This window comes from Nocardioides dongkuii (genome assembly GCF_014127485.1).
Taxonomy (GTDB): domain Bacteria; phylum Actinomycetota; class Actinomycetes; order Propionibacteriales; family Nocardioidaceae; genus Nocardioides; species Nocardioides dongkuii.
Genome location: NZ_CP059903.1, coordinates 2,635,167 through 2,654,100 on the forward strand (window position 1 = coordinate 2,635,167; position 18,934 = coordinate 2,654,100).

Sequence of the window (18,934 nt, forward strand, 5' to 3'; positions counted from 1 at the left end):
ACGAGGAACCGCTCACACGACGACGTTGACGAGCTTCGGGGCCCGCACGACGACCTTCCGCACCGGCTTGCCGTCGATCGCCCGGACCACGGCGGGGTCGGCCATGGCCACCTGCTCCAGGTCGGCCTCGCTGATGTCGGGCGCGACCTCCAGGCGGGCCCGGACCTTGCCCTGCACCTGGACGACGGCGGTCACCGAGTCCTCGACCAGCAGCGCGGGGTCGACCGCGGGCCACCCGGCGCGGGCGACGGTGGGCTCGTGGCCCAGGCGCTCCCACATCTCCTCCGCGGTGTACGGCGCGACCAGCGACAGCAGGATCGCCACCGCCTCCGCCGCCTCGCGCACCGCCGGGTCCTCGGGACCCGGGCCGGAGTCGATCGCCTTGCGGGTGCTGTTGACCAGCTCCATGGTGCGGGCGACCACGACGTTGAAGCGGTGCCCCTCGAGCAGCTGCTCGGCGTCGTGCAGGGTGCGGTGGACGACCTTGCGCAGCGCCACGTCCCCGCCCTCGGGGGCGGTCCCGGCCGCGGAGGTGACGTCGCCGGCCAGCCGCCAGGCGCGGTGCAGGAACTTCACGGCGCCGCCGGGCGACATGTCCGCCCAGTCGATGTCGTCCTCGGGCGGGCCGGCGAAGACCATCGTCAGCCGGACGGCGTCCACGCCGTACCGGTCGATCATCTCGCCCAGGTTGACGCCGTTGCCCAGCGACTTGCTCATCGCCTTGCCCTGGTTGATCACCTGGCCCTGGTTCAGCAGGGCCGAGAACGGCTCGACGAAGTCGAGCATCCCCATGTCGTGCAGCACCTTGGTGAAGAAGCGGCTGTAGAGCAGGTGCAGGATCGCGTGCTCGACGCCGCCGACGTACTGCGCGACCGGCATCCACTCCCGCGCCTGCGCCGGGTCGAACGGGCCGTCCTCGTAGTGCGGGTCCAGGTAGCGCAGGAAGTACCACGAGGAGTCCACGAAGGTGTCCATCGTGTCGCTGTCGCGCTTGGCCGGGCCGCCGCACGAGGGGCAGTCGACGTTGACCCAGTCCTCGGCCGCGGCCAGCGGCGAGGTGCCCTTGGGCTTGAGGTCGGCGCCCTTGAGGTTCTCGGGCAGCCGCACCGGCAGCTGGTCGTCGGGCACCGGGACCTCGCCGCAGTCGGGGCAGTGCACGATCGGGATCGGCGCGCCCCAGAAGCGCTGGCGGCTCAGCAGCCAGTCGCGCAGCCGGAAGTTGACGGTGCCGGTGCCGCGGCCGTCGGCCTCCAGCCGCTCGATGATCCGCGCGATGCCGGCCGTCTTGTCGCCCAGGCCGTCGAGCTCCCCGCTGTTGACGTAGCTGCCGTCGCCGGTGGTCGCGACGCCGGTCTCCTCGGGGTTCTCCTCCCCCGTGTCCACGACGCGGCGCACGGGCAGGCCGAACGCCCGGGCGAAGTCCAGGTCGCGCTGGTCGTGGGCGGGCACGGCCATGATCGCGCCGGTGCCGTAGTCGGCCAGCACGTAGTCCGAGGCCCACACCGGCACCTGCTCGCCGGTCACCGGGTTGGTCGCGGTGACGCCCAGGTCGACGCCGGACTTGGGGCGGTCGGTCGCCAGCCGGTCGATGTCGGAGGCCTTCCGGACCTCCTCGAGGTACGCCGCCAGCGCGTCCGCCCGGTCGGGCGCGACGACCTCGGCCGCCAGCTTCGCGTCGGCCGCGATCACCATGAACGTCGCGCCGTACAGCGTGTCCGGGCGGGTCGTGAAGACCCGGACGGTGCGGGTGCCGCCGTCGGCCAGCGCGATGTCGAAGTCGACGTGCGCACCCTCGGAGCGGCCGATCCAGTTGCGCTGCATCGCCAGCACCCGGTCCGGCCAGGTGCCCTGCAGCGCGTCCATGTCGTCGAGCAGCCGCTGGGCGTAGTCGGTGACCTTGAAGTACCACTGGTTCAGCTCGCGCTTGGTGACCTCGGCGCCGCAGCGCTCGCAGGTGCCCTGGACGACCTGCTCGTTGGCCAGCACGGTCTGGTCGTTCGGGCACCAGTTGACCGGGCTGTTCTTGCGGTAGGCCAGCCCGCGCTCGCGGAAGCGCAGGAACAGCCACTGCGTCCACCGGTAGTACTCCGGGTCGGAGGTGTGCAGCCGGCGCGACCAGTCGAAGGACACCGCGTACCGCCGGAACGACTCGGCCTGGGTCTCGATGTTGGCGTAGGTGTAGGTCGCCGGGTGCTCGTCGTTGCGGATCGCGGCGTTCTCGGCGGGCAGGCCGAAGGAGTCCCAGCCGATCGGGTTCAGCACGTCGTACCCGCGCTGCCACCAGTAGCGCGCGACCACGTCGTGCAGCGCCATCACCTCGGCGTGCCCCATGTGCAGGTCGCCCGAGGGGTAGGGGAACATCGTCAGCGCGTAGCGCTTCTCCGCGCCCTCGCCGGCCGACCCCGCGCGGAAGGGGTCCAGCCGCTCCCAGACCGGGCGCCACTTCTCCTGGACGGCCGCGACGTCGTACGCCGGCCCGGGCTGCTCGGTGTGGTGCTCGCTCATCTGGTTCTCTCCGCGCTGTCTCGACTGTCTCGACTGGCTCGACTGGGTGGCTCCGGGCACGAAAAAGCCCCTCGGTCACGAGGGGCGGCCGCGTCGGGTCGTGCTCGTCGACGCGGCTAGGTAAGGAGCAGGGCGCTGCGCATGGGGCCATCCTAGCGCGGGGTACGGGGCCGCCATGACCGAGACCGACCTCACCGTGGCCGTCACCGGCCCCACCGGCACCTTCGGCTCCGGGCTGATGCCGCTGCTCGAGTCCGACGACCGGGTACGCCGGGTGGTGGGCGTCGCCCGGAGCGCGGTCGACCCCGCCGAGCTCGGCTGGCGCAAGGCGACGTACCGCCAGGGCGACGTGCGCGACCCCGACGCGCTCGCGGAGGCGTTCGCGGGCGCCGACGTGGTGGTGCACCTGGCGTTCCTCATCGTCGGCGGGTCGCCCGAGCAGAGCCGCGCGGTGAACGTCGAGGGCACCCTCAACGCGTTCCGCGCCGCCGCGGCCGCGGGCGCCCGGCGGTTCGTCTACGCCAGCTCGGTCGCGGCGTACGGCTTCCACGCCGACAACCCGGTCGGGATCACGGAGGACTGGCCGACCCGGCCCGCCGACCGGCTCTTCTACGCCCAGGAGAAGGCCGAGCTCGAGACGCTGCTGCGCGAGGAGGCCGAGGAGCACGGCGAGATGGACCTCTACCTGCTGCGGCCACCGATCGTGGTCGGCCCGAACGCCGTCGGCGGCAAGGTGACGCTGCCGGCGTGGGCCGGTGCGCTGCTCCCGTGGCTCCCCCGGCGGCTGCCGCCGGTGCCGGTGCCGGTGCCCGACCTGCCGATCCAGCTCGTCCACGAGGGGGACGTCGGCCGCGCGCTGCTGCAGTGCGTGGTGGCCGCCGGCCCGCCCGGCGCCTACAACATCGCCGCCGACGACACCCTGACCGCCGGCGACGTCGTCCGCATCCTCGGCGGCATCCCCGTGCCGCTCCCGACGGGTCCCGCGCACGCCGCGGCCCGGCTCGCCGCCGCCGTACCCGGCCTGCCGCAGCCGGCGCAGTGGGTGGAGGCGCTCGCGCACCCCGCGGTGATGGACACCTCCCGGGCGAAGGAGGAGCTCGGCTGGGCACCGCAGGTGAGCGCCGCCGACGCCCTGCGGGAGACGCTGGGGATCCCGTCCTAGGCTGCGGCGCATGACCGTCACCGACCTGTTCCGCCTCGATGGCCGGGTGGCCATCGTCACCGGCGCCTCCAGCGGCCTCGGCGTCGCGTTCGCCCAGGCGCTGGCCGAGGCCGGCGCCGACATTGTGCTGGGCGCCCGTCGCGCCGACCGGCTCGCGGAGACCGCGGCCCTGGTCGAGGCGGCGGGGCGCCGCGCGGTGTGCGTGGCGACCGACGTCGCCGACCCCGACGCGTGCACCCACCTGGTGACCCGGGCGGTCGAGGAGCTGGGCCGGGTCGACGTCCTGGTCAACAACGCCGGCATCGGCAGCGCGGTGCCCGCCACCCGCGAGACGCCCGAGCAGTTCCGCGGCGTCATCGACGTCAACCTCAACGGCTGCTACTGGATGGCCCAGGCCTGCGGCCGGGTGATGGCGCCAGGGTCCAGCATCATCAACATCTCCTCGGTCCTCGGCCTCACCACCGCGGGCCTCCCCCAGGCGGCGTACGCCGCGTCCAAGGCCGGGCTGATCGGCCTCACCCGCGACCTCGCCCAGCAGTGGACCGGCCGCAAGGGCATCCGGGTCAACGCGGTGGCGCCGGGGTTCTTCACCTCCGAGATGACCGACCAGTACCCGCCCGGCTACCTGGAGTCCCAGCAGGCCCGGATCCCCGTCGGCCGCAAGGGCGACCCGCGCGAGCTCGCCGCCGCGGTCGTGTTCCTCGCCTCGGACGCCGCCGGCTACGTCACCGGCCAGACGCTCGCCGTCGACGGCGGGATGACGATCACCTGACCGCGATGCGGCGGCGGTCGGATTCCCCGGTGATCAGGGAGAACCTGATGTTCTCAGGGAGAACGACGGCCGAGAACATCAGGTTTCCCCGGTGATCCGGGGAAACCGACAACCGGCCCGGTACGCCCCCGGCGTCGTGCCGGTCCAGCGGCGGAAGGCCCGGACGAACGCGGCGGGGTCGGTGTAGCCGAGCCGGTCGGCGACGTCGGCGACGGGGATGGTGGCGCGCCCGCCGAGGAGGGAGCACGCGATCGAGGACCGGACCTCGTCCAGCAGCGCCTGGTAGCCGGTGCCCTCGGCCGTGAGCCGGCGGCGGAGGCTGCGCTCGGTCAGCCCGAGCCCGGCGGCGACCGCGGCCATCGGGGCGCCGTCGGGCAGCCGCTGGGTGAGCAGCACCTGCACGTCGCGCACCAGCCCGGTCCGCGAGCGCCGCGGCGCGACCACGTCGCGGCACACCGCCGCCGCCGTCTCCGGCGACCCGCGCGTGGGCAGCGGCCGGTCCAGCTCGGCGACGGGCAGCCGGAGCTCGGCCGCGTCCTCGCCGAGCGTCAGCACCGCGCCGACGCCGCCCGGCACCAGCCCCGCGAGCACCGTGTTGATCGCGGTCGCGTCGCGGGCGACCAGGAACGCGCGGACGTCGCGCGGCAGCCCGCTGCCGTCCACGGTCACCACCACCTCCTCGCCCACCACCTCGGCACGCGGGATCGCGAAGGTGAAGCTCAGGTCGATGAAGCGCAGCGCGAGCTCCATCGCGTCCAGCACCGTGCGGCTGGCGAGCAGCCCGTAGCCGAAGGCGCCGAAGGTCTCAGGCCGGTACGCCGCGCCGACCGCCGCGCCCGACCCCGGCAGGATCCGCTGCAGCGTACGCACCACCCGCAGCTCCTGCGCGGCGGTCACGTCCCGGTCGGGCAGGTCGAGGTCGGCCGGGCGCAGGCCGGTGCCGGCCAGCAGCAGCGACGGCGCCACGCCGCGCGCCGCGGCGTACCGCACGAGGACGGCGACGCCCGCGACCGCGCGCGGGAACTGCCAGTCCGCGGCGGCGGGCGGGGGCAGGCGCATGTCCGGAATCATCAACCCGACCGCTCCCGTGCGGCGCATCCGTCCGTCCCGCGGACCTAGCGTCTCGGCCATGGGACAGCCTCGGGTGGTCGTGGTCGGAGCCGGGTTCGGCGGGCTGGGAGCCGTGCACGCGCTCCGTGAGCAGGGCGTCACCGACGTCGTGGTGCTCGAGCGCGGGGACGACGTGGGCGGGGTCTGGCGCGACAACACCTACCCGGGTGCGGCGTGCGACGTGCCGTCGCCGCTGTACTCCTGGTCGTGGGCGGTCAAGCCCGACTGGAGCCGCCGCTACGGCACCCAGCCGGAGATCCTCGACTACCTCCGCGAGACCGCGGCCCGCGACGGCCTGCGCGACCTGGTGCGCTTCGGGACCGAGGTCACCGCGGCGACGTACGACGAGGCGCGGCGCTGCTGGACCGTCGACGCGGTCGGCCCGGACGGCCCCACGACGTACGAGGCGGACCTCGTGGTCGCCGCCCTCGGCCAGCTCTCGAACCCCGTGGTCCCGGCGCTGCCGGGCCGGTTCGACGGGCCGTCGTTCCACTCCGCGCAGTGGCGCCACGACCTCGACCTCACCGGCAAGCGGGTCGCGGTGGTCGGCACCGGGGCCAGCGCGATCCAGTTCGTCCCGGGCATCGTCGACCGGGTCGGCGCGCTGACCGTCTTCCAGCGCTCCGCGCCGTACATCGTGCCGAAGCCGGACCAGGCCTACCGCCCGGTCCACCAGCGCGTCCTGCGCCGGTTCCCCCGCCTGGTCGCCGCCGAACGGCGCGCCTGGTTCCGGGTGACCGAGCTGCTGACCGGCGCCCAGGGCGGGCACTCCCGCTCCGGCCGGCTGGTGCTCGGCGGGCTGCGGCTGGCCTGGCGCGCACAGCTGCGGCGCCAGGTGCCGGACGCCGGGCTGCGGCGCCGGCTGGTCCCCGACGACCCGATCGGCTGCAAGCGGGTGCTGTTCTCCAACGACTGGTACCCGGCGCTCGCACGCCCCCACGTCGAGGTCGTTCCCGAGGCCGTCACCGGCCTGGAGCCCACCGGGGTGCGCACCGCAGACGGCCGCCTGCACGAGGTCGACGTCGTCGTGTGGGGCACCGGCTTCGCGGCCACCAGCTTCCTCGAGCCGCTCACGGTCACCGGGGTCGGCGGCCGCGACCTCCACGCGGCGTGGGCCGACGGCGCCCGCGCCCACCTCGGCCTGAGCGTGCCCGGGTTCCCGAACCTGTTCTGCATCTACGGGCCGAACACCAACCTCGGCGGCAGCTCGATCGTGAACATGCTCGAGGCGCAGGCCTCCTACGTCGCCCAGGTCGCCCGCCGGATCGCCGACGGGGACGCGCGGGTGGTCGGCGTCCGACCCGAGCGGTACGACGCCTGGGACCGCGAGATGCAGGACCGGCTGCGCGAGAGCGTCTTCGCCGGGTGCGACAGCTGGTACGTCGACGGCACGCGGATCACCACGAACTGGCCGGGCCTGGTCGCGGAGTACCAGGCCCGGCTCGCCAGCGTCGACTGGGACGACCTCGAGGAGGTCTCCTAGCGGGGGCGACCCGGTCCCCCTGGGTGGTCGGTCAGCGGTGCACGGGGCGCGGCAGGCTCTTGCCGGCGACCCGGTTCTCGGAGTCGATCATCCAGGCGAGCTGCTCGAGGCGCTCGAGCACGGCGTGCAGGACGTCGGCGGACGTCGGGTCCTCGGCGTCGACCTCGTCGTGCACCCGGCGCATGGTGCCCGCGACGGCGTACAGCGCCGAGGCGATCAGGTCGACGGTCACGGAGGTGTTGACCTCCTCGGCGGGGAACTCGGCGAGGCTGGTGCGCGCGGCGACGGTGGCGGCGCGGGCGTCGGGAGTCACGTAGATCGCGCGCATCCGCTCCGCGACGGTGTCGGAGAACTCGCGGGCCGCGTCGACGACCTCGTCGAGCGCGAGGTGCAGGTCCCGGAAGTTGAGGCCGACGACGTTCCAGTGCGCCTGCTTGCCCTGGAGGTGCAGGTCGGTCAGGTCGACCAGCACCTGCTGGAGGTGCTCGGCCAGCCGGGGCGAGGCCTGGAAGGCCGGGCGGGCGACGTGGGTGGGGGCACCGGCGTGCAGGAGGTCGGACACGGAGAGTTCCTCTCGGTTGGGAAGCCCCCAGCCAAGCAGGTTTTCTGGAATGATTCCAGAAAGGGAAGCCTTACCTGCGTGACCGACCCGTCACCGCCCGTCGGTGCCCCAGCGCCGACGACCTCAGACGGACGCCGCCGGCTCGCCGCCCGCCTGGGCCTTGGCCCAGCGGTAGTCGGCCTTGCCGGCGGGGCTGCGCTGCACGGACGGCACCCGCACGATCGCCTTCGGGAGCTTGTAGCGCGCCACGTGGCGGCCGCACTCGGCGAGCAGGTCCTCGTCGGTCGCCTCGGCGTCCTCCTCGAGCTGGACGATCGCGACCACCTCGCTCCCCCAGCGCTGCGAGGGTCGCCCGGCCACGACCACGTCGCGGACGGCGGGGTGCGCGGCCATCGCCCGCTCGACCTCCTCGGCGAAGATCTTCTCGCCGCCGGAGTTGATGGTGACGCTCTCGCGCCCGAGCAGCTGGATCCGGCCGTCCTCGAGGAAGTTCGCCCGGTCGCCCGGCACCGCCCAGCGCACACCGTCGACCACCGGGAAGGTGCGCGCGGTCTTCTCGGGGTCACCGAGGTAGCCCAGCGGGATGTGGCCCTTGCGCGCGAGCCAGCCGTTGCTCTCCCCGGGGGCGAGCACGCGGGTCATCGTGTCGTCGACGACCGCGGTGTCCGGCTTCGGCGTGAAGACCATCGCCTCGGTGGAGCCGCCCTTGCCCACCGCCTGGCTCATCTGCAGCCCGGTCTCCGAGGCACCCGCGGAGTCCAGGACGATCACGTGCGGTGCGACCGCGAACAGCCGCTCCCGCACGCCGGTGGTGAGCGCGGCGCCGCCGTTGCCGAGCGCGAACAGGCTCGACAGGTCGTACGACGTCCGCTCCATCTCCTCGACCAACGGCAGCGCGATCGCGTCCCCGACCGTCGGGATGCTCGCCACCCGCTCCCGGGCCGCGAGGGCGAGCGCGTTGGCCGGGTCGAAGGACCGCACGTCGTCGGGGAAGACGATCTTGCCGCCCGAGGTCATCGCGAAGAACGTCGCCCACAGCGCCGCGCCGTGCATCAGCGGCGGGATGATCAGCAGCCCCATGCCGCCGTTCGCCTCCCGCGCCGCCTGGCCGATCGCCTCGTACGACGCGAACGGCTCGCTCGCGCCGAACGGCGTCCCGCCCATCGAGGAGACGTAGATGTCGTGCTGGCGCCACAGCACGCCCTTGGGCATGCCGGTGGTGCCGCCGGTGTAGAGCAGGAACAGGTCGTCGCCGGAGGGCGTCGGCATGCCGGCGGCCGGGGCAGGAGTGGCCACCGCGTCCTCGTAGTCCACGGCGCCGGGCAGCAGGGCGTTGCCCGACTCGTCGGCCACCTGGACCAGCACCTCGAGGTCCGGCAGCCGGTCCCGCACCGCCGCCACCATCGGCGCGAACTCGGCGTGGTAGACCAGCGCCCGGGTGCCGGCGTCGAGGAGCAGGTAGAGCAGCTCCTCCTCGACGTAGCGGAAGTTGATGTTGAACGACGCGGCGCGGGCGCGGTAGCCCGCGAGCATCGCCTCGAGGTACTCCGGCGCGTTGCGCAGGTAGATCCCGACGCTGTCCTGGCCCGACTCGTGCCCCGCGAGGCCGGCGTCCCGCTCGGTGCGGCACCCCAGCCCGCGCTCGACGAAGTAGTGCGCCAGGCCGTCGATGCGGCGGTCCATGTCGGCGTACGTCACCCGCTGGTCGCGCCACACGACCACCTCTTGGTCGGGCACCGCCGCGGCCACGGTCCGGAAGACGGTCGAGAGGTCGAAGTCGGTCATCGGGCACTCCTGGGCGCTGTGAACTGGAACACGTTCTAGAACCTAGACCACGAGGACCCCGGGAGCCACCGAACCCCCTCGGTCGCGCCTTAGCATCAGGGATGGACACCGACGCCGATGAGCTGGTCGCCACGTTCGCCCGGCTCCGAGAGCTGCTCGTGCCGTTCCTGGCCACGTGCCGAGTCAAGGTCGACGAGCCCGGCTCGGTCTACCTCGAGACGCCGGCACCCGAGCCCGAGATGTTCGCCTCCATCGCGGCCCGGAAGAGCAACGTCTCGTTCCACTACATGCCGATCTACCGGGACCCGGCCCTGCTCGACGGCGTCTCCCCTGACCTGCGTCGTCGCATGCGGGGCAAGTCGTGCTTCAGCTTCCGGCGCCACGACGACCCGGCGATCGACGAGCTCGCCTCGCTGGTGGGCCGGACGGCCGGCGACTTCCTCGAGCGCGACGAGGGCTGAGAAGCAGCAGCGGCGGCTCCCTCACCTGAGGAAACCGCCGCCGTCCTTGCACCTTCGGTGGAGCTGAGGGGACTCGAACCCCTGACCCTCTGCATGCCATGCAGATGCGCTACCAGCTGCGCCACAGCCCCGTGCTGCCGTCACCGTCTCCGGTGATCGACCTGCGGAATACTAGCCAGACGCCTCGACGAAACGAAATCCGGGGGTGCCCTCGGGAGCGACCACCCGGTTGTACGCCGCGAGCCGCAGGCAGCCGGCGTCCGGGTCCTCGCGCAGCTCCACCCAGCCGCAGTTGTCGAGGCCGCGCAGCGTGTGGAACAGGTCGTCGGGCCAGCCCAGCACCGCACCGACCGCGACCCGCACCGCCGCGCCGTGCGAGACCGCGACCCCGGTCTCGCCGGGACCCAGGGCGGCCAGCAGGTCACCGAGGACGGCGACCATCCGCGCGCGGACAGCGGCGGTGGGCTCGCCCCCGAGGGCGGCGTCGTAGTCGCCGCGCCGGAACCGGGCGAACTCCTCCGGCGCGCGGGCGGCGTACTGCTCGTGGGTGAGGTCCTGGCGCTCCCCCAGGTGGATCTCGCGCAGCCGCTCGTCGTGCGTCGTGGCCAGGCCGGTGGCCTTCTCGACGTACGCCGCGGTCTCGCGCGCGCGGGCCAGGTCCGAGGACCACAGCAGCGCCGGGTCGAGCGCGGCCACCGCCGGGGCGACCGCCTCGGCCTGCGTCCGGCCGACCTCGTCGAGCTCGACGTCGAGCTGGCCCTGGACCCGCTTGGCGTGGTTGTACGCCGTCCGGCCGTGGCGCAGCAGGACGAGGGTGCGGCCCGGGGTCACGCCGGGCGCGGCCCGGTCACGTCGGCGGGGAGCTTGATCGCCGGGCAGTCGCGCCAGAGCCGCTCGAGGGCGTAGAACTGCCGCTCCTCCTCGTGCTGGACGTGCACGACGATCTCGCCGTAGTCGATGAGCACCCACCGGCCGTCGCGCTCGCCCTCGCGGCGGATCGGCTTGGACCCGATCTCGCGAAGCTTGTCCTCGACCTCGTCGACGATCGCCTTCACCTGGCGGTCGTTGCTCGCCGAGGCGAGCACGAAGGCGTCGGTGATGGCGAGCTGCTCGCTGACGTCGAAGGCGATGATGTTGGTGGCGAGCTTGTCGGACGCCGCGCGCGCGGCGGCCGCCACGAGCTCGAGCGCGTGGTCAGTGGCAGTCATGCGGGATCTCCGGTCGGTTTGGCGGGGTAGAGGTCGTGCTTGGCGAGGTACTGGACGACCCCGTCGGGGACGAGGTACCAGACCGGCTCCCCGCGACGCCCGCGCTCGCGGCAGTCGGAGGAGGAGATGGCCAGGGCGGGGATCTCGACCATCGTCACCCGGTCGGCGGGGATCGAGGCGAGCGTGTCGGGGTCCATGGTGTAGCCGGGCCGGGTGCAGCCCACGAACCGGGCCAGCGCGAACAGCTCGTCGGGGTCGCGCCAGGTGAAGATCTCGGTGAGCGCGTCGGCGCCGGTGATGAAGTACAGCTCCGCCCCGGGCATCTGGGCGCTGAGGTCGCGCAGCGTGTCGCGGGTGTACGTCGGGCCCTGCCGGTCGATGTCGACACGGGAGACCGTGAACCGCGGGTTGGCGGCGGTCGCGATGACCGTCATCAGGTAGCGGTGCTCGGCCGGCGAGACCTCGCGGTCGGACTTCTGCCACGGGTCGCCGGTGGGGACGAAGACGACCTCGTCGAGGTCGAACCAGGCCTGCACCTCGGACGCGGCGACGAGGTGGCCGTGGTGAATGGGGTCGAACGTGCCGCCCATCACCCCGACGCGGCGGGGACGGGCGACCGGCTGCCCGTCAGCTGTGGTCGCGGCCGGCTCCGAACGCCATCAGCCCGGCCAGCATGCCGAGCAGGATCACGAGGGCGAGCGCGCCGATGCCCCAGGAGAGGGCCTGGTCGATCTCGTGGTGGGTCTCTTCCGCAGCGAGCACGGTGGTCAGGACGTTGAGCATGCGGGGAGTCTATAGGGGTCAGCGGACATGGCCGTCGCCGGTCACGACGTACTTGGTCGAGGTCATCTCGGGCAGGCCCATCGGTCCCCGGGCGTGCAGCTTCTGGGTGCTGATGCCGATCTCGGCGCCGAAGCCGAGCTCGCCCCCGTCGGTGAACCGCGTCGAGGCGTTCACCAGCACCGCCGCGGAGTCGACCATCGCCACGAACCGCCGGGCCGCGCCGAGGTCCTCGGTGACGATCGCCTCGCTGTGCTGGCTCGACCAGCGCCGGATGTGGGCGACCGCCTCGTCGAGCGACCCGACCACGGCCGCGGCGATGTCGAGGGAGAGGTACTCCGTCGCGTAGTCGTCGTCGGTCGCCGCCACCACCCCGTCGTACGCCGTGAACGCGGGGTCGCCGTGGACGGTGACGCCGGCGTCCTGCAGGGCGGCGACGACCCGGGGCAGGAAGGTCTCGGCGACGTCGGCGTGCACGAGCAGCGACTCCGCGGCGTTGCAGACGCTGGTGCGGTGGGTCTTCGCGTTCAGCACGATCGCCAGCGCCTTGTCGAGGTCGGCGGCCGCGTCGACGTACACGTGGCAGTTGCCGACGCCGGTCTCGATGACCGGCACCGTCGACCCCTCGACGACGGTGCGGATCAGCCCCGCGCCGCCCCGCGGGATCAGCAGGTCGACCAGGCCGCGGGCCCGCATCAGCGCCGTGACGCTCTCGCGGGTCTCCCCCGGCACCGACTGCACGACGTCGGCCGGCAGCCCGACGGAGGCGACCGCGCGGCGCAGGACGGCGACGACCGCGGCGTTGCTGGACCGGGCGCTGGAGCTGCCGCGCAGCAGCACCGCGTTGCCGGACTTCAGGCAGATGCCGGCGGCGTCGGCGGTCACGTTCGGCCGGGCCTCGTAGATGATGCCGACCACGCCGAACGGCACCCGCACCTGGCGCAGCTCGAGCCCGTTGGCGAGCGTGCCGCCGCGGACGACCTCGCCCACCGGGTCGGGCAGCCCGGCGACGTCGCGCAGCCCCTGGGCCATCCCCGCGACCCGGTCCGGCGTCAGCCGCAGCCGGTCGACGATGCCCGCCGGCGTGCCGGTCTCCTCGGCGCGGGCGACGTCCTCGGCGTTGGCGCGGAGCAGGTCGTCGGACGCCGCGAGCAGCCCGTCGGCCATCGCGAGCAGCGCCGCGTCCTTCTGCGCCCGGGTGGCGAGGGCCAGCACCTGCGCGGCCTCGCGGGCCCGGACGGCGGCCTCGGTGACCTCGGTGACCGCGTGCGGGGTGGCGGTGTCCGGCATCGAGCTCATGGGTCCAGCGTAGTGAGGCAACCATCCGGCGCCGGGTGGCGTCCTACCTTCGTCCGACCCGTCCGCACCCTGCCGAACCCCGAGGAGCACCCGTGCCCCGTCGCCCCCTCCGCAGCCTCCTCGCCGCCACGGCCCTGGGCGGGCTGGCGCTGACCACCCTCGCCGTCCTGCCCGCCGGTGCCGGCGCCCCGTCCGCACCCACGACCCGGGCGGCCGCCGCCGCACCCGTCTCCCTCTGGGCCCCGCCGAGGCAGACCGTGCACGGCTACCGCGGCAAGGTCTGGACCGACCTCGGCCTGCGCCTGGTCGCCGAGGGCGAGCCGTTCGAGGTGTGGGCGACCCGGTCGGCGTACGACCAGCCGGTCCGCGCCGTCTGGCGCTCGGAGTCGCGGGGCGACGTCGTGCTGCCCCGTGGCGCGATGCGCCGGCTCGGCTCCCTGAAGGGCTTCGTCAGCCTCACCTTCAAGAGGAAGGGCGCCGACCCGGTGCGGATGAGCGCCCACGCCTGCTTCGGCGGGACCACCGAGCGGGTGCGTCCGGACGCGGCGGCGACCTCGTCGTACCCCCGCACCTGCGCGTACAACCCCTACAGCCTGGGCGCCGTGCAGGGCGTGCAGGACGGCTGGGCGAGCACCATCCTCGGGTACGACCGGCCGCTGCGCCTGGGCGCCGGCCGGTACACCATGGTCGCGCGCATCGCCGCGCCGTACGCGAGGCCGATGGGGCTCTCCCGGGCCGAGGCGACCCGGCGTACCCGGCTCGTGGTCAAGGACGAGGCTGGCCCCGAGGGCCGCCGCCCCGCCTCCCCCGCCCCGCGCGTCTCAGGACCGGGCGCTCGGCCGGCGGCCGCCCCGCCGTCCGGGCCCGCCGCCGCGCCCCCCGACGGACCGGTGCCCGACCTGCGCTCGCTGCCCGCCTGGGGCATCGGGATGGCGAGGAGCGGCAACTTCCTGCGGTTCTCGGCCACGGTCTGGAACGCCGGTGACAGCCCGCTGGTCGTCGACGGCTTCCGCAAGGAGGGCGAGGACGAGATGGAGGCCTACCAGTACTTCTTCGACGCCGAGGGCGAGCAGACCGGCTACCAGGAGGTCGGCCACATGCACTGGGACAAGAAGCCGTCCCACCAGCACTGGCACTTCAAGGACTTCGCGACCTACACGCTGCTGCGGGCCGACAAGACCCAGGTCGTCCGGTCGCGCAAGGAGGCGTTCTGCCTCGCCAACACCGACGCCGTCGACCTGACCGTGCCGGCGGCCGACTGGGACGTCGAGAACGACGACCTGGAGACAGCCTGCGGCGACTACTCCTCGCTCTCCATCCGGGAGGTGCTCGCCGCGGGCTGGGGCGACACCTACGAGCAGTTCCGCGCGGGCCAGTCCTTCGACCTGCGCGGGCTCCCCAACGGCAAGTACTGGATCGCGGTCGTCGCCAACCCCCGCAACCGGCTCGTCGAGTCCGACACCGGCAACAACGTGGCGCTGCGCAAGATCCGGCTCCGCGGGAAGCCCGGCGCACGCCGGGTGGTCGTCCCGAAGATCGGCGTGATCAAGGAGCCGGGCCGCCGGGGTCGCTGAGGACCTGGGAGGTTCTCCGGCACCTGGCGCCGGAGAACCTCCCAGGTCGGCCTCATCCACAGGGCGCCGACGACGGGTGGCAGGCGCGCGCCGACGGCGACAGGGTCGAGCGGTGGACGGGGACGAGGTGGCGCGCCTGTTGGCGGACCAGGAGCAGGTCGTCTCGCGACGCCAGGTGGTCGCCGCGGGCGGCGGCGACGGTGACATCGAGCGGCTCCTCCGCCGCCGCGAGTGGGCCCGCGTCCACGAGGGGGTGTACGTCGCGCACACCGGCCCGCGGACGTGGCCGCAACGGGCCTGGGCGGCCGTCCTGGTCCACGCGCCGGCCGCGCTGTCGGGGCCCTCGGCGTTGCGGGCCTGGGGTCTGACCGCACCCGGCACGGAGGCGGCCCCGATCGACGTGGTCGTCGCCCACCACCGACGGGTGCACGACCCTCCCGGTGTCCGTACGTCGCGGTCGAGTGCGTTCGAAGCGCACACGCTCCTGCACCTGGGGCCACCCCGGGTGCGGGTGGAGCACGCCGTCCTCACGACCGCGGCGCAGGCGGGCCGGGAGGACGCAGCGGTCGCCGTCCTGGCCGACGCCTGCCAGCAACGCCTCACCACCCCGGCCCGGCTCGCCGGCATCCTGGCCGAACTCGTCCGGCTCCCCCGGCGCCGCCTGCTGGCCGAGGTGCTCGACGACGTGGCCGGCGGGGCCTACTCCGCCCTCGAGCGCCGGTACCTCCGCGACGTCGAGCGGCCCCACGGCCTGCCGACCGGGCACCGGCAGCGCCGGGACGGGTTGGGCGCCCGGCCGACGTACCGCGACGTCGAGTACGTCGGGCTGGCGACGGTCGTCGAGCTCGACGGCAGGCTGGGCCACGACCGGATCCGGGACCGCTGGCACGACCTGGAGCGCGACCTCGCCTCCGCCGCCGGCGGCAGCGTCACGCTGCGCGCGGGTTGGGCCCAGGTGCTCCAGCCCTGCCGGCTGGCCGCCACGGTCGGTGCGGTGCTGAGATCCCGGGGCTGGAGTGGGACGCCGACCGCGTGCGGACCGGGCTGCCCGGTCCGGAAATAGCGACGTGGGAGGTTCTCCGGCACCAGGTGCCGGCGAACCTCCCACGTCCGTGGGCCGAAAGGCTCAGCCCTTGCGCTTGTTGATCTCCTCGGTGGCGGCGGGGAGGACGGCGTGCAGGTCGCCGACCACGCCGAAGTCCACGAGCTCGAAGATCGGCGCCTCGTCGTCCTTGTTGACCGCGACGATGGTCTTCGAGGTCTGCATGCCGGCGCGGTGCTGGATCGCGCCGGAGATGCCGTTGGCGACGTAGAGCTGCGGCGAGACGGTCTTGCCGGTCTGGCCCACCTGGAAGGTGTGCGGCATCCAGCCGGAGTCGACCGCGGCGCGCGAGGCGCCGACGGCCGCGCCGAGCGCGTCGGCGAGGCCCTCGACCGGCTCGAAGTTGCCGCCGGTGCCGCGACCGCCGGAGACCACGATCGCGGCCTCGGTGAGCTCGGGGCGACCGGTCGCCTTGCGCGGCTGCTGGGCCACGATCTGCGCGGTCTTGGCGCCGTCGGAGATCGTCGCGGCGAACTCCTCGACGGTGCCGGCGGCGCCGACCTCCTCCACCGGGGCGGAGTTGGGCTTGACCGTGATCAGCGGGACGCCGTGGGTGACCTTGGCCTTGACGGTGTAGTTGCCGGCGAAGACCGACTGGGTGGTGACCCCGCCGTCCTCGATGTCGACGGCGTCGGTGATCAGGCCGGAGGAGGTCTTGATCGCCAGGCGGGCGGCGACCTCCTTGCCCTCGTAGCCGGAGACGAACAGCACCGCGGCCGGGGACGCCTTCTCCATCAGCTGCTGGAGCGCCTCGGCCTTGGGGGCCACGAGGTAGCCCTTGATCTCGGCGTCGTCGACGACGTAGACCTTCTCGGCGCCGTGCTTGCCGAGCTTCTCGGCGACCTCGGCACCCTTCGCGGAAGACCCGAAGAACACCGCCGCGGGCTCGCCCAGGCGCCGGGCCAGGGTGAGCAGCTCGTAGGTCGGCTTGCGGATCGCGCCGTCGACGTGGTCGACGACGACCAGGACTTCAGACATCTCTACTACTCCCCAGTCCTCAGATGAACTTCTTGGACACGAGGAACTCGGTCAGCGCGGTGGCGCCGGAGCCGTCCTCGTCCTTGACGATCTCGCCGGCCGTGCGCGGCGGGCGGGCGGCGGTCTCCTCGACCGCGCTCCACGCCACCGAGAGGCCGACCTCGCCGGCGTCCACGCCGATGTCGGACAGCGCCCAGGTCTCCAGCGGCTTCTTCTTCGCCGCCATGATCCCCTTGAACGACGGGTAGCGCGCCTCGCCGGTCTGGTCGGTCACCGAGAGCACCAGCGGCATGGTCGCGCCGATCACCTCGGTGGCGGTGTCGGAGTCGCGCTTGACCCGCACCTGGTCGCCCTGGGTCTCCACGACGGAGGCGAAGGTGACCTGGGGCAGGCCGAGCCGCTCGGCGAGCATCGCCGGGACGACGCTGCCGGAGGCGTCGGTCGAGGCCATGCCGCAGAGGACCAGGTCGACCTTCTTCTCGGCACCGGCCTTCTCGAGCGCCTTGGCCAGCACCAGCGAGGTGGCGATGTAGTCGGAGCCGGCGATCGCGTCGTCGGTGACCAGGATCCCCTGGTCGGCGCCCATCTGCAGCGCCTTGCGGACGGCGTCGACCGCCTTCTCCGGGCCGACGCAGAGCGCCGTCACCGTGGTGTCGTCACCGGCCTTCTCCTTGAGCTGCAGGGCCTGCTCGACGGCGTACTCGTCGAGCTCTGAGAGCAGCCCGTCGACGCCGACGCGATCAACGGTGTTGTCCGACTCGAACTGCCGATCGGCAGTGGCGTCGGGCACGTACTTCACACAGACAACAATGTTCATGGTGATGGCCGCGAGGCCCCTCCTGTGCACTCGAATGTGACGGTGAGGCTACCGGCCGGTCACCACGCAAGGAACCGGCGGGACGGTTGGCTACCTCACAGTCAGGGGCGGATGAGCCGGTCCAGCAGCCGGCCGATGATCAGCCAGACCACGGCCGCGAGGCCCCAGTTGACCAGGGCGTTGGCCGACCGGGTGGTGAACTCCATGACGCCGTTGCTGCGGTCGAAGACCCCGAGGTCCACCGCGTCGGCGAGGTCGAGGATGAAGGAGACCAGGCCGTTGGACTCGTTGGTCTGGTCGATGGCGACGAGCAGGGCGCCGACCGCGAGGACCAGCGCGAGGAGCGCGCACAGCAACCAGACCACCTGCGCGGCCACCACCCGGATCTTCGCCGCGCCGGACCGCTCCACCGTCTTGCTCTCTTTCGCCACGACGGGAGGATGGCACAGCGCCGCCGTGCGCAAACCTCGGCGCGCGGGGCGGAGCCGACGAGGACGCCCGGACGGCGGTCAGCGACCGACGAAATCGGCCTTGCCCGGCCCGTTCTCGACGAACGAGCGCATGCCGATGGTCCGGTCCTCGGTCGCGAACAGCGCCGCGAACTGCTGGCGCTCGATCTCGAGCCCGGTCTCCAGGTCGACCTCGAGGCCGCGGTCGATGCTCTCCTTCGCGGCCCGCACGGCGTACGCCGCGGCGCGGCTGAACTGGCCAGCCCAGGCCACCGCCTCGGCGTACACCTGCTCGGCGGGGACCACCCGGTCGACGAGGCCGATCGCGAGCGCCTCCTCGGCCTGGACGAACCGGCCGGTGAGGATCAGGTCCTTGGCCCGGGACGGGCCGACCAGGCGGGTGAGCCGCTGGGTGCCGCCGGCGCCGGGGATGATGCCGAGCAGGATTTCGGGCTGGCCGAGGACCGCGTCGTCGGCGGCGAAGCGGACGTCGGCGCACAGCGCCAGCTCGCACCCACCCCCGAGGGCGTAGCCGGTGATCGCGGCGACGACCGGCTTGGGGATCCGGGCCACGGCGGTGAACGCCGACTGCAGCCCGCCGGAGCGCTTGACCATGTCGGTGTAGGACATGTCGGCCATCTCCTTGACGTCGGCGCCGGCCGCGAAGACCCGCTCGCCGCCGTACAGCACGACGGCGCGGACGTCGTCGCGCTCGGTCGCCTCGGTCGCCGCCGCCCGGATCTCCTCCTGCATCCGGACGTCGAGCGCGTTCATCTTCGGCCGGTCCAGCCGGATCGTCCCGACCCCGTCCTCGACCTCGAGCCGTACGAGCTCTCCCATGGCTGTTCCCCTCCCGTGCGCCGTTCGCGTCCGGCACTCTGCCACCA

At 73.4% G+C, this 18,934-nt stretch carries 18 protein-coding genes, 1 tRNA gene and 1 pseudogene; 6 read left to right on the forward strand and 14 right to left on the reverse strand.

Translation table 11 applies throughout. The features are described 5' to 3' along the window. Positions 1-12 precede the first annotated feature (12 nt). Entirely contained in the window at positions 13-2,505 is a 2,493-nt protein-coding gene (gene leuS / locus H4O22_RS12690; protein WP_182523761.1) for a leucine--tRNA ligase, read from the reverse strand. Positions 2,506-2,680: 175 nt separating this feature from the next. On the opposite strand from leuS, the gene H4O22_RS12695 reads away from it, so the two are divergent. Together H4O22_RS12695 and H4O22_RS12700 are read left to right on the forward strand one after the other, a co-directional pair. After that, the gene (locus tag H4O22_RS12695) at positions 2,681-3,667 is read left to right on the forward strand and encodes an NAD-dependent epimerase/dehydratase family protein (protein ID WP_182523762.1); all 987 of its coding nucleotides are present in this window, start codon (positions 2,681-2,683) and stop codon (positions 3,665-3,667) included. A 10-nt stretch (positions 3,668-3,677) separates the two neighbouring features. Further along, positions 3,678-4,439 (forward strand): SDR family NAD(P)-dependent oxidoreductase, encoded by a 762-nt coding sequence (locus tag H4O22_RS12700; protein ID WP_182523763.1) that lies wholly within the window; start codon positions 3,678-3,680, stop codon positions 4,437-4,439. A 78-nt stretch (positions 4,440-4,517) separates the two neighbouring features. Here H4O22_RS12700 and H4O22_RS12705 read toward each other — a convergent pair whose 3' ends face one another. Continuing rightward, the gene (locus H4O22_RS12705) at positions 4,518-5,498 is read right to left on the reverse strand and encodes a helix-turn-helix domain-containing protein (RefSeq protein WP_182523764.1); all 981 of its coding nucleotides are present in this window, start codon (positions 5,496-5,498) and stop codon (positions 4,518-4,520) included. A 70-nt stretch (positions 5,499-5,568) separates the two neighbouring features. On the opposite strand from H4O22_RS12705, the gene H4O22_RS12710 reads away from it, so the two are divergent. Continuing rightward, positions 5,569-7,032 (forward strand): flavin-containing monooxygenase, encoded by a 1,464-nt coding sequence (locus H4O22_RS12710; RefSeq protein ID WP_182523765.1) that lies wholly within the window; start codon positions 5,569-5,571, stop codon positions 7,030-7,032. A gap of 31 nt (positions 7,033-7,063) precedes the next feature. Here the strand turns inward: H4O22_RS12710 and H4O22_RS12715 are convergent, their stop codons facing one another. Together H4O22_RS12715 and H4O22_RS12720 are read right to left on the reverse strand one after the other, a co-directional pair. Further along, positions 7,064-7,594, reverse strand: a complete 531-nt coding sequence (locus H4O22_RS12715; protein ID WP_244962954.1) for a Dps family protein — start codon at positions 7,592-7,594, stop codon at positions 7,064-7,066. Between the two features lie 123 nt (positions 7,595-7,717). Beyond that, positions 7,718-9,379 carry an acyl-CoA synthetase gene (locus H4O22_RS12720; protein ID WP_182523766.1) on the reverse strand — a complete coding sequence of 554 codons (1,662 nt, stop codon included), beginning with the start codon at positions 9,377-9,379 and terminating at the stop codon, positions 7,718-7,720. A 101-nt stretch (positions 9,380-9,480) separates the two neighbouring features. Between H4O22_RS12720 and H4O22_RS12725 the strand changes: the two genes are divergently transcribed. Continuing rightward, complete coding sequence (locus H4O22_RS12725; protein ID WP_182523767.1) at positions 9,481-9,840, forward strand: hypothetical protein; 360 nt, start codon at positions 9,481-9,483, stop codon at positions 9,838-9,840. Between the two features lie 58 nt (positions 9,841-9,898). On the opposite strand, the gene H4O22_RS12730 is transcribed toward H4O22_RS12725, so the two are convergent. From H4O22_RS12730 to H4O22_RS12755, 6 genes and pseudogenes are all read right to left on the reverse strand, one after another. Then, positions 9,899-9,971 (reverse strand) — tRNA-Ala (locus H4O22_RS12730). Positions 9,972-10,011: 40 nt separating this feature from the next. Beyond that, on the reverse strand, positions 10,012-10,671 hold the full coding sequence (locus tag H4O22_RS12735; RefSeq protein ID WP_182523768.1) for a histidine phosphatase family protein: 660 nt from the start codon (positions 10,669-10,671) through the stop codon (positions 10,012-10,014). Then, positions 10,668-11,048: a ribosome silencing factor gene (rsfS, locus tag H4O22_RS12740; RefSeq protein ID WP_182523769.1), complete on the reverse strand. Its 381-nt coding sequence runs from the start codon at positions 11,046-11,048 to the stop codon at positions 10,668-10,670. The genes H4O22_RS12735 and rsfS overlap by 4 nt, the downstream gene beginning before the upstream one ends. Continuing rightward, positions 11,045-11,653: pseudogene (gene nadD, locus H4O22_RS12745) on the reverse strand (nicotinate-nucleotide adenylyltransferase); the annotation flags it as partial. The pseudogene nadD and the gene rsfS, both read right to left, overlap by 4 nt. A 22-nt stretch (positions 11,654-11,675) precedes the next feature. After that, positions 11,676-11,831 (reverse strand): hypothetical protein, encoded by a 156-nt coding sequence (locus H4O22_RS12750; protein ID WP_182523771.1) that lies wholly within the window; start codon positions 11,829-11,831, stop codon positions 11,676-11,678. Positions 11,832-11,849: 18 nt separating this feature from the next. Further along, the gene (locus H4O22_RS12755) at positions 11,850-13,127 is read right to left on the reverse strand and encodes a glutamate-5-semialdehyde dehydrogenase (RefSeq protein WP_182523772.1); all 1,278 of its coding nucleotides are present in this window, start codon (positions 13,125-13,127) and stop codon (positions 11,850-11,852) included. A gap of 92 nt (positions 13,128-13,219) precedes the next feature. Here H4O22_RS12755 and H4O22_RS12760 point away from each other — a divergent pair, with 92 nt between their 5' ends. Together H4O22_RS12760 and H4O22_RS12765 are read left to right on the forward strand one after the other, a co-directional pair. After that, a complete protein-coding gene (locus H4O22_RS12760) occupies positions 13,220-14,701 on the forward strand; it encodes a lysyl oxidase family protein (protein ID WP_182523773.1) in 1,482 nt (493 codons plus the stop codon). 112 nt (positions 14,702-14,813) lie between these two features. After that, a complete protein-coding gene (locus H4O22_RS12765) occupies positions 14,814-15,764 on the forward strand; it encodes a hypothetical protein (protein WP_220451443.1) in 951 nt (316 codons plus the stop codon). A gap of 63 nt (positions 15,765-15,827) precedes the next feature. Here H4O22_RS12765 and H4O22_RS12770 read toward each other — a convergent pair whose 3' ends face one another. From H4O22_RS12770 to H4O22_RS12785, 4 genes are all read right to left on the reverse strand, one after another. Further along, entirely contained in the window at positions 15,828-16,781 is a 954-nt protein-coding gene (locus tag H4O22_RS12770) for an electron transfer flavoprotein subunit alpha/FixB family protein (RefSeq protein WP_182523774.1), read from the reverse strand. A gap of 19 nt (positions 16,782-16,800) precedes the next feature. Then, complete coding sequence (locus H4O22_RS12775; RefSeq protein WP_244962955.1) at positions 16,801-17,580, reverse strand: electron transfer flavoprotein subunit beta/FixA family protein; 780 nt, start codon at positions 17,578-17,580, stop codon at positions 16,801-16,803. 119 nt (positions 17,581-17,699) lie between these two features. Beyond that, positions 17,700-18,029: a hypothetical protein gene (locus H4O22_RS12780; protein WP_182523776.1), complete on the reverse strand. Its 330-nt coding sequence runs from the start codon at positions 18,027-18,029 to the stop codon at positions 17,700-17,702. A 78-nt stretch (positions 18,030-18,107) separates the two neighbouring features. Next, the gene (locus tag H4O22_RS12785; protein WP_182523777.1) at positions 18,108-18,887 is read right to left on the reverse strand and encodes an enoyl-CoA hydratase/isomerase family protein; all 780 of its coding nucleotides are present in this window, start codon (positions 18,885-18,887) and stop codon (positions 18,108-18,110) included. Between the last annotated feature and the right edge of the window lie 47 nt (positions 18,888-18,934).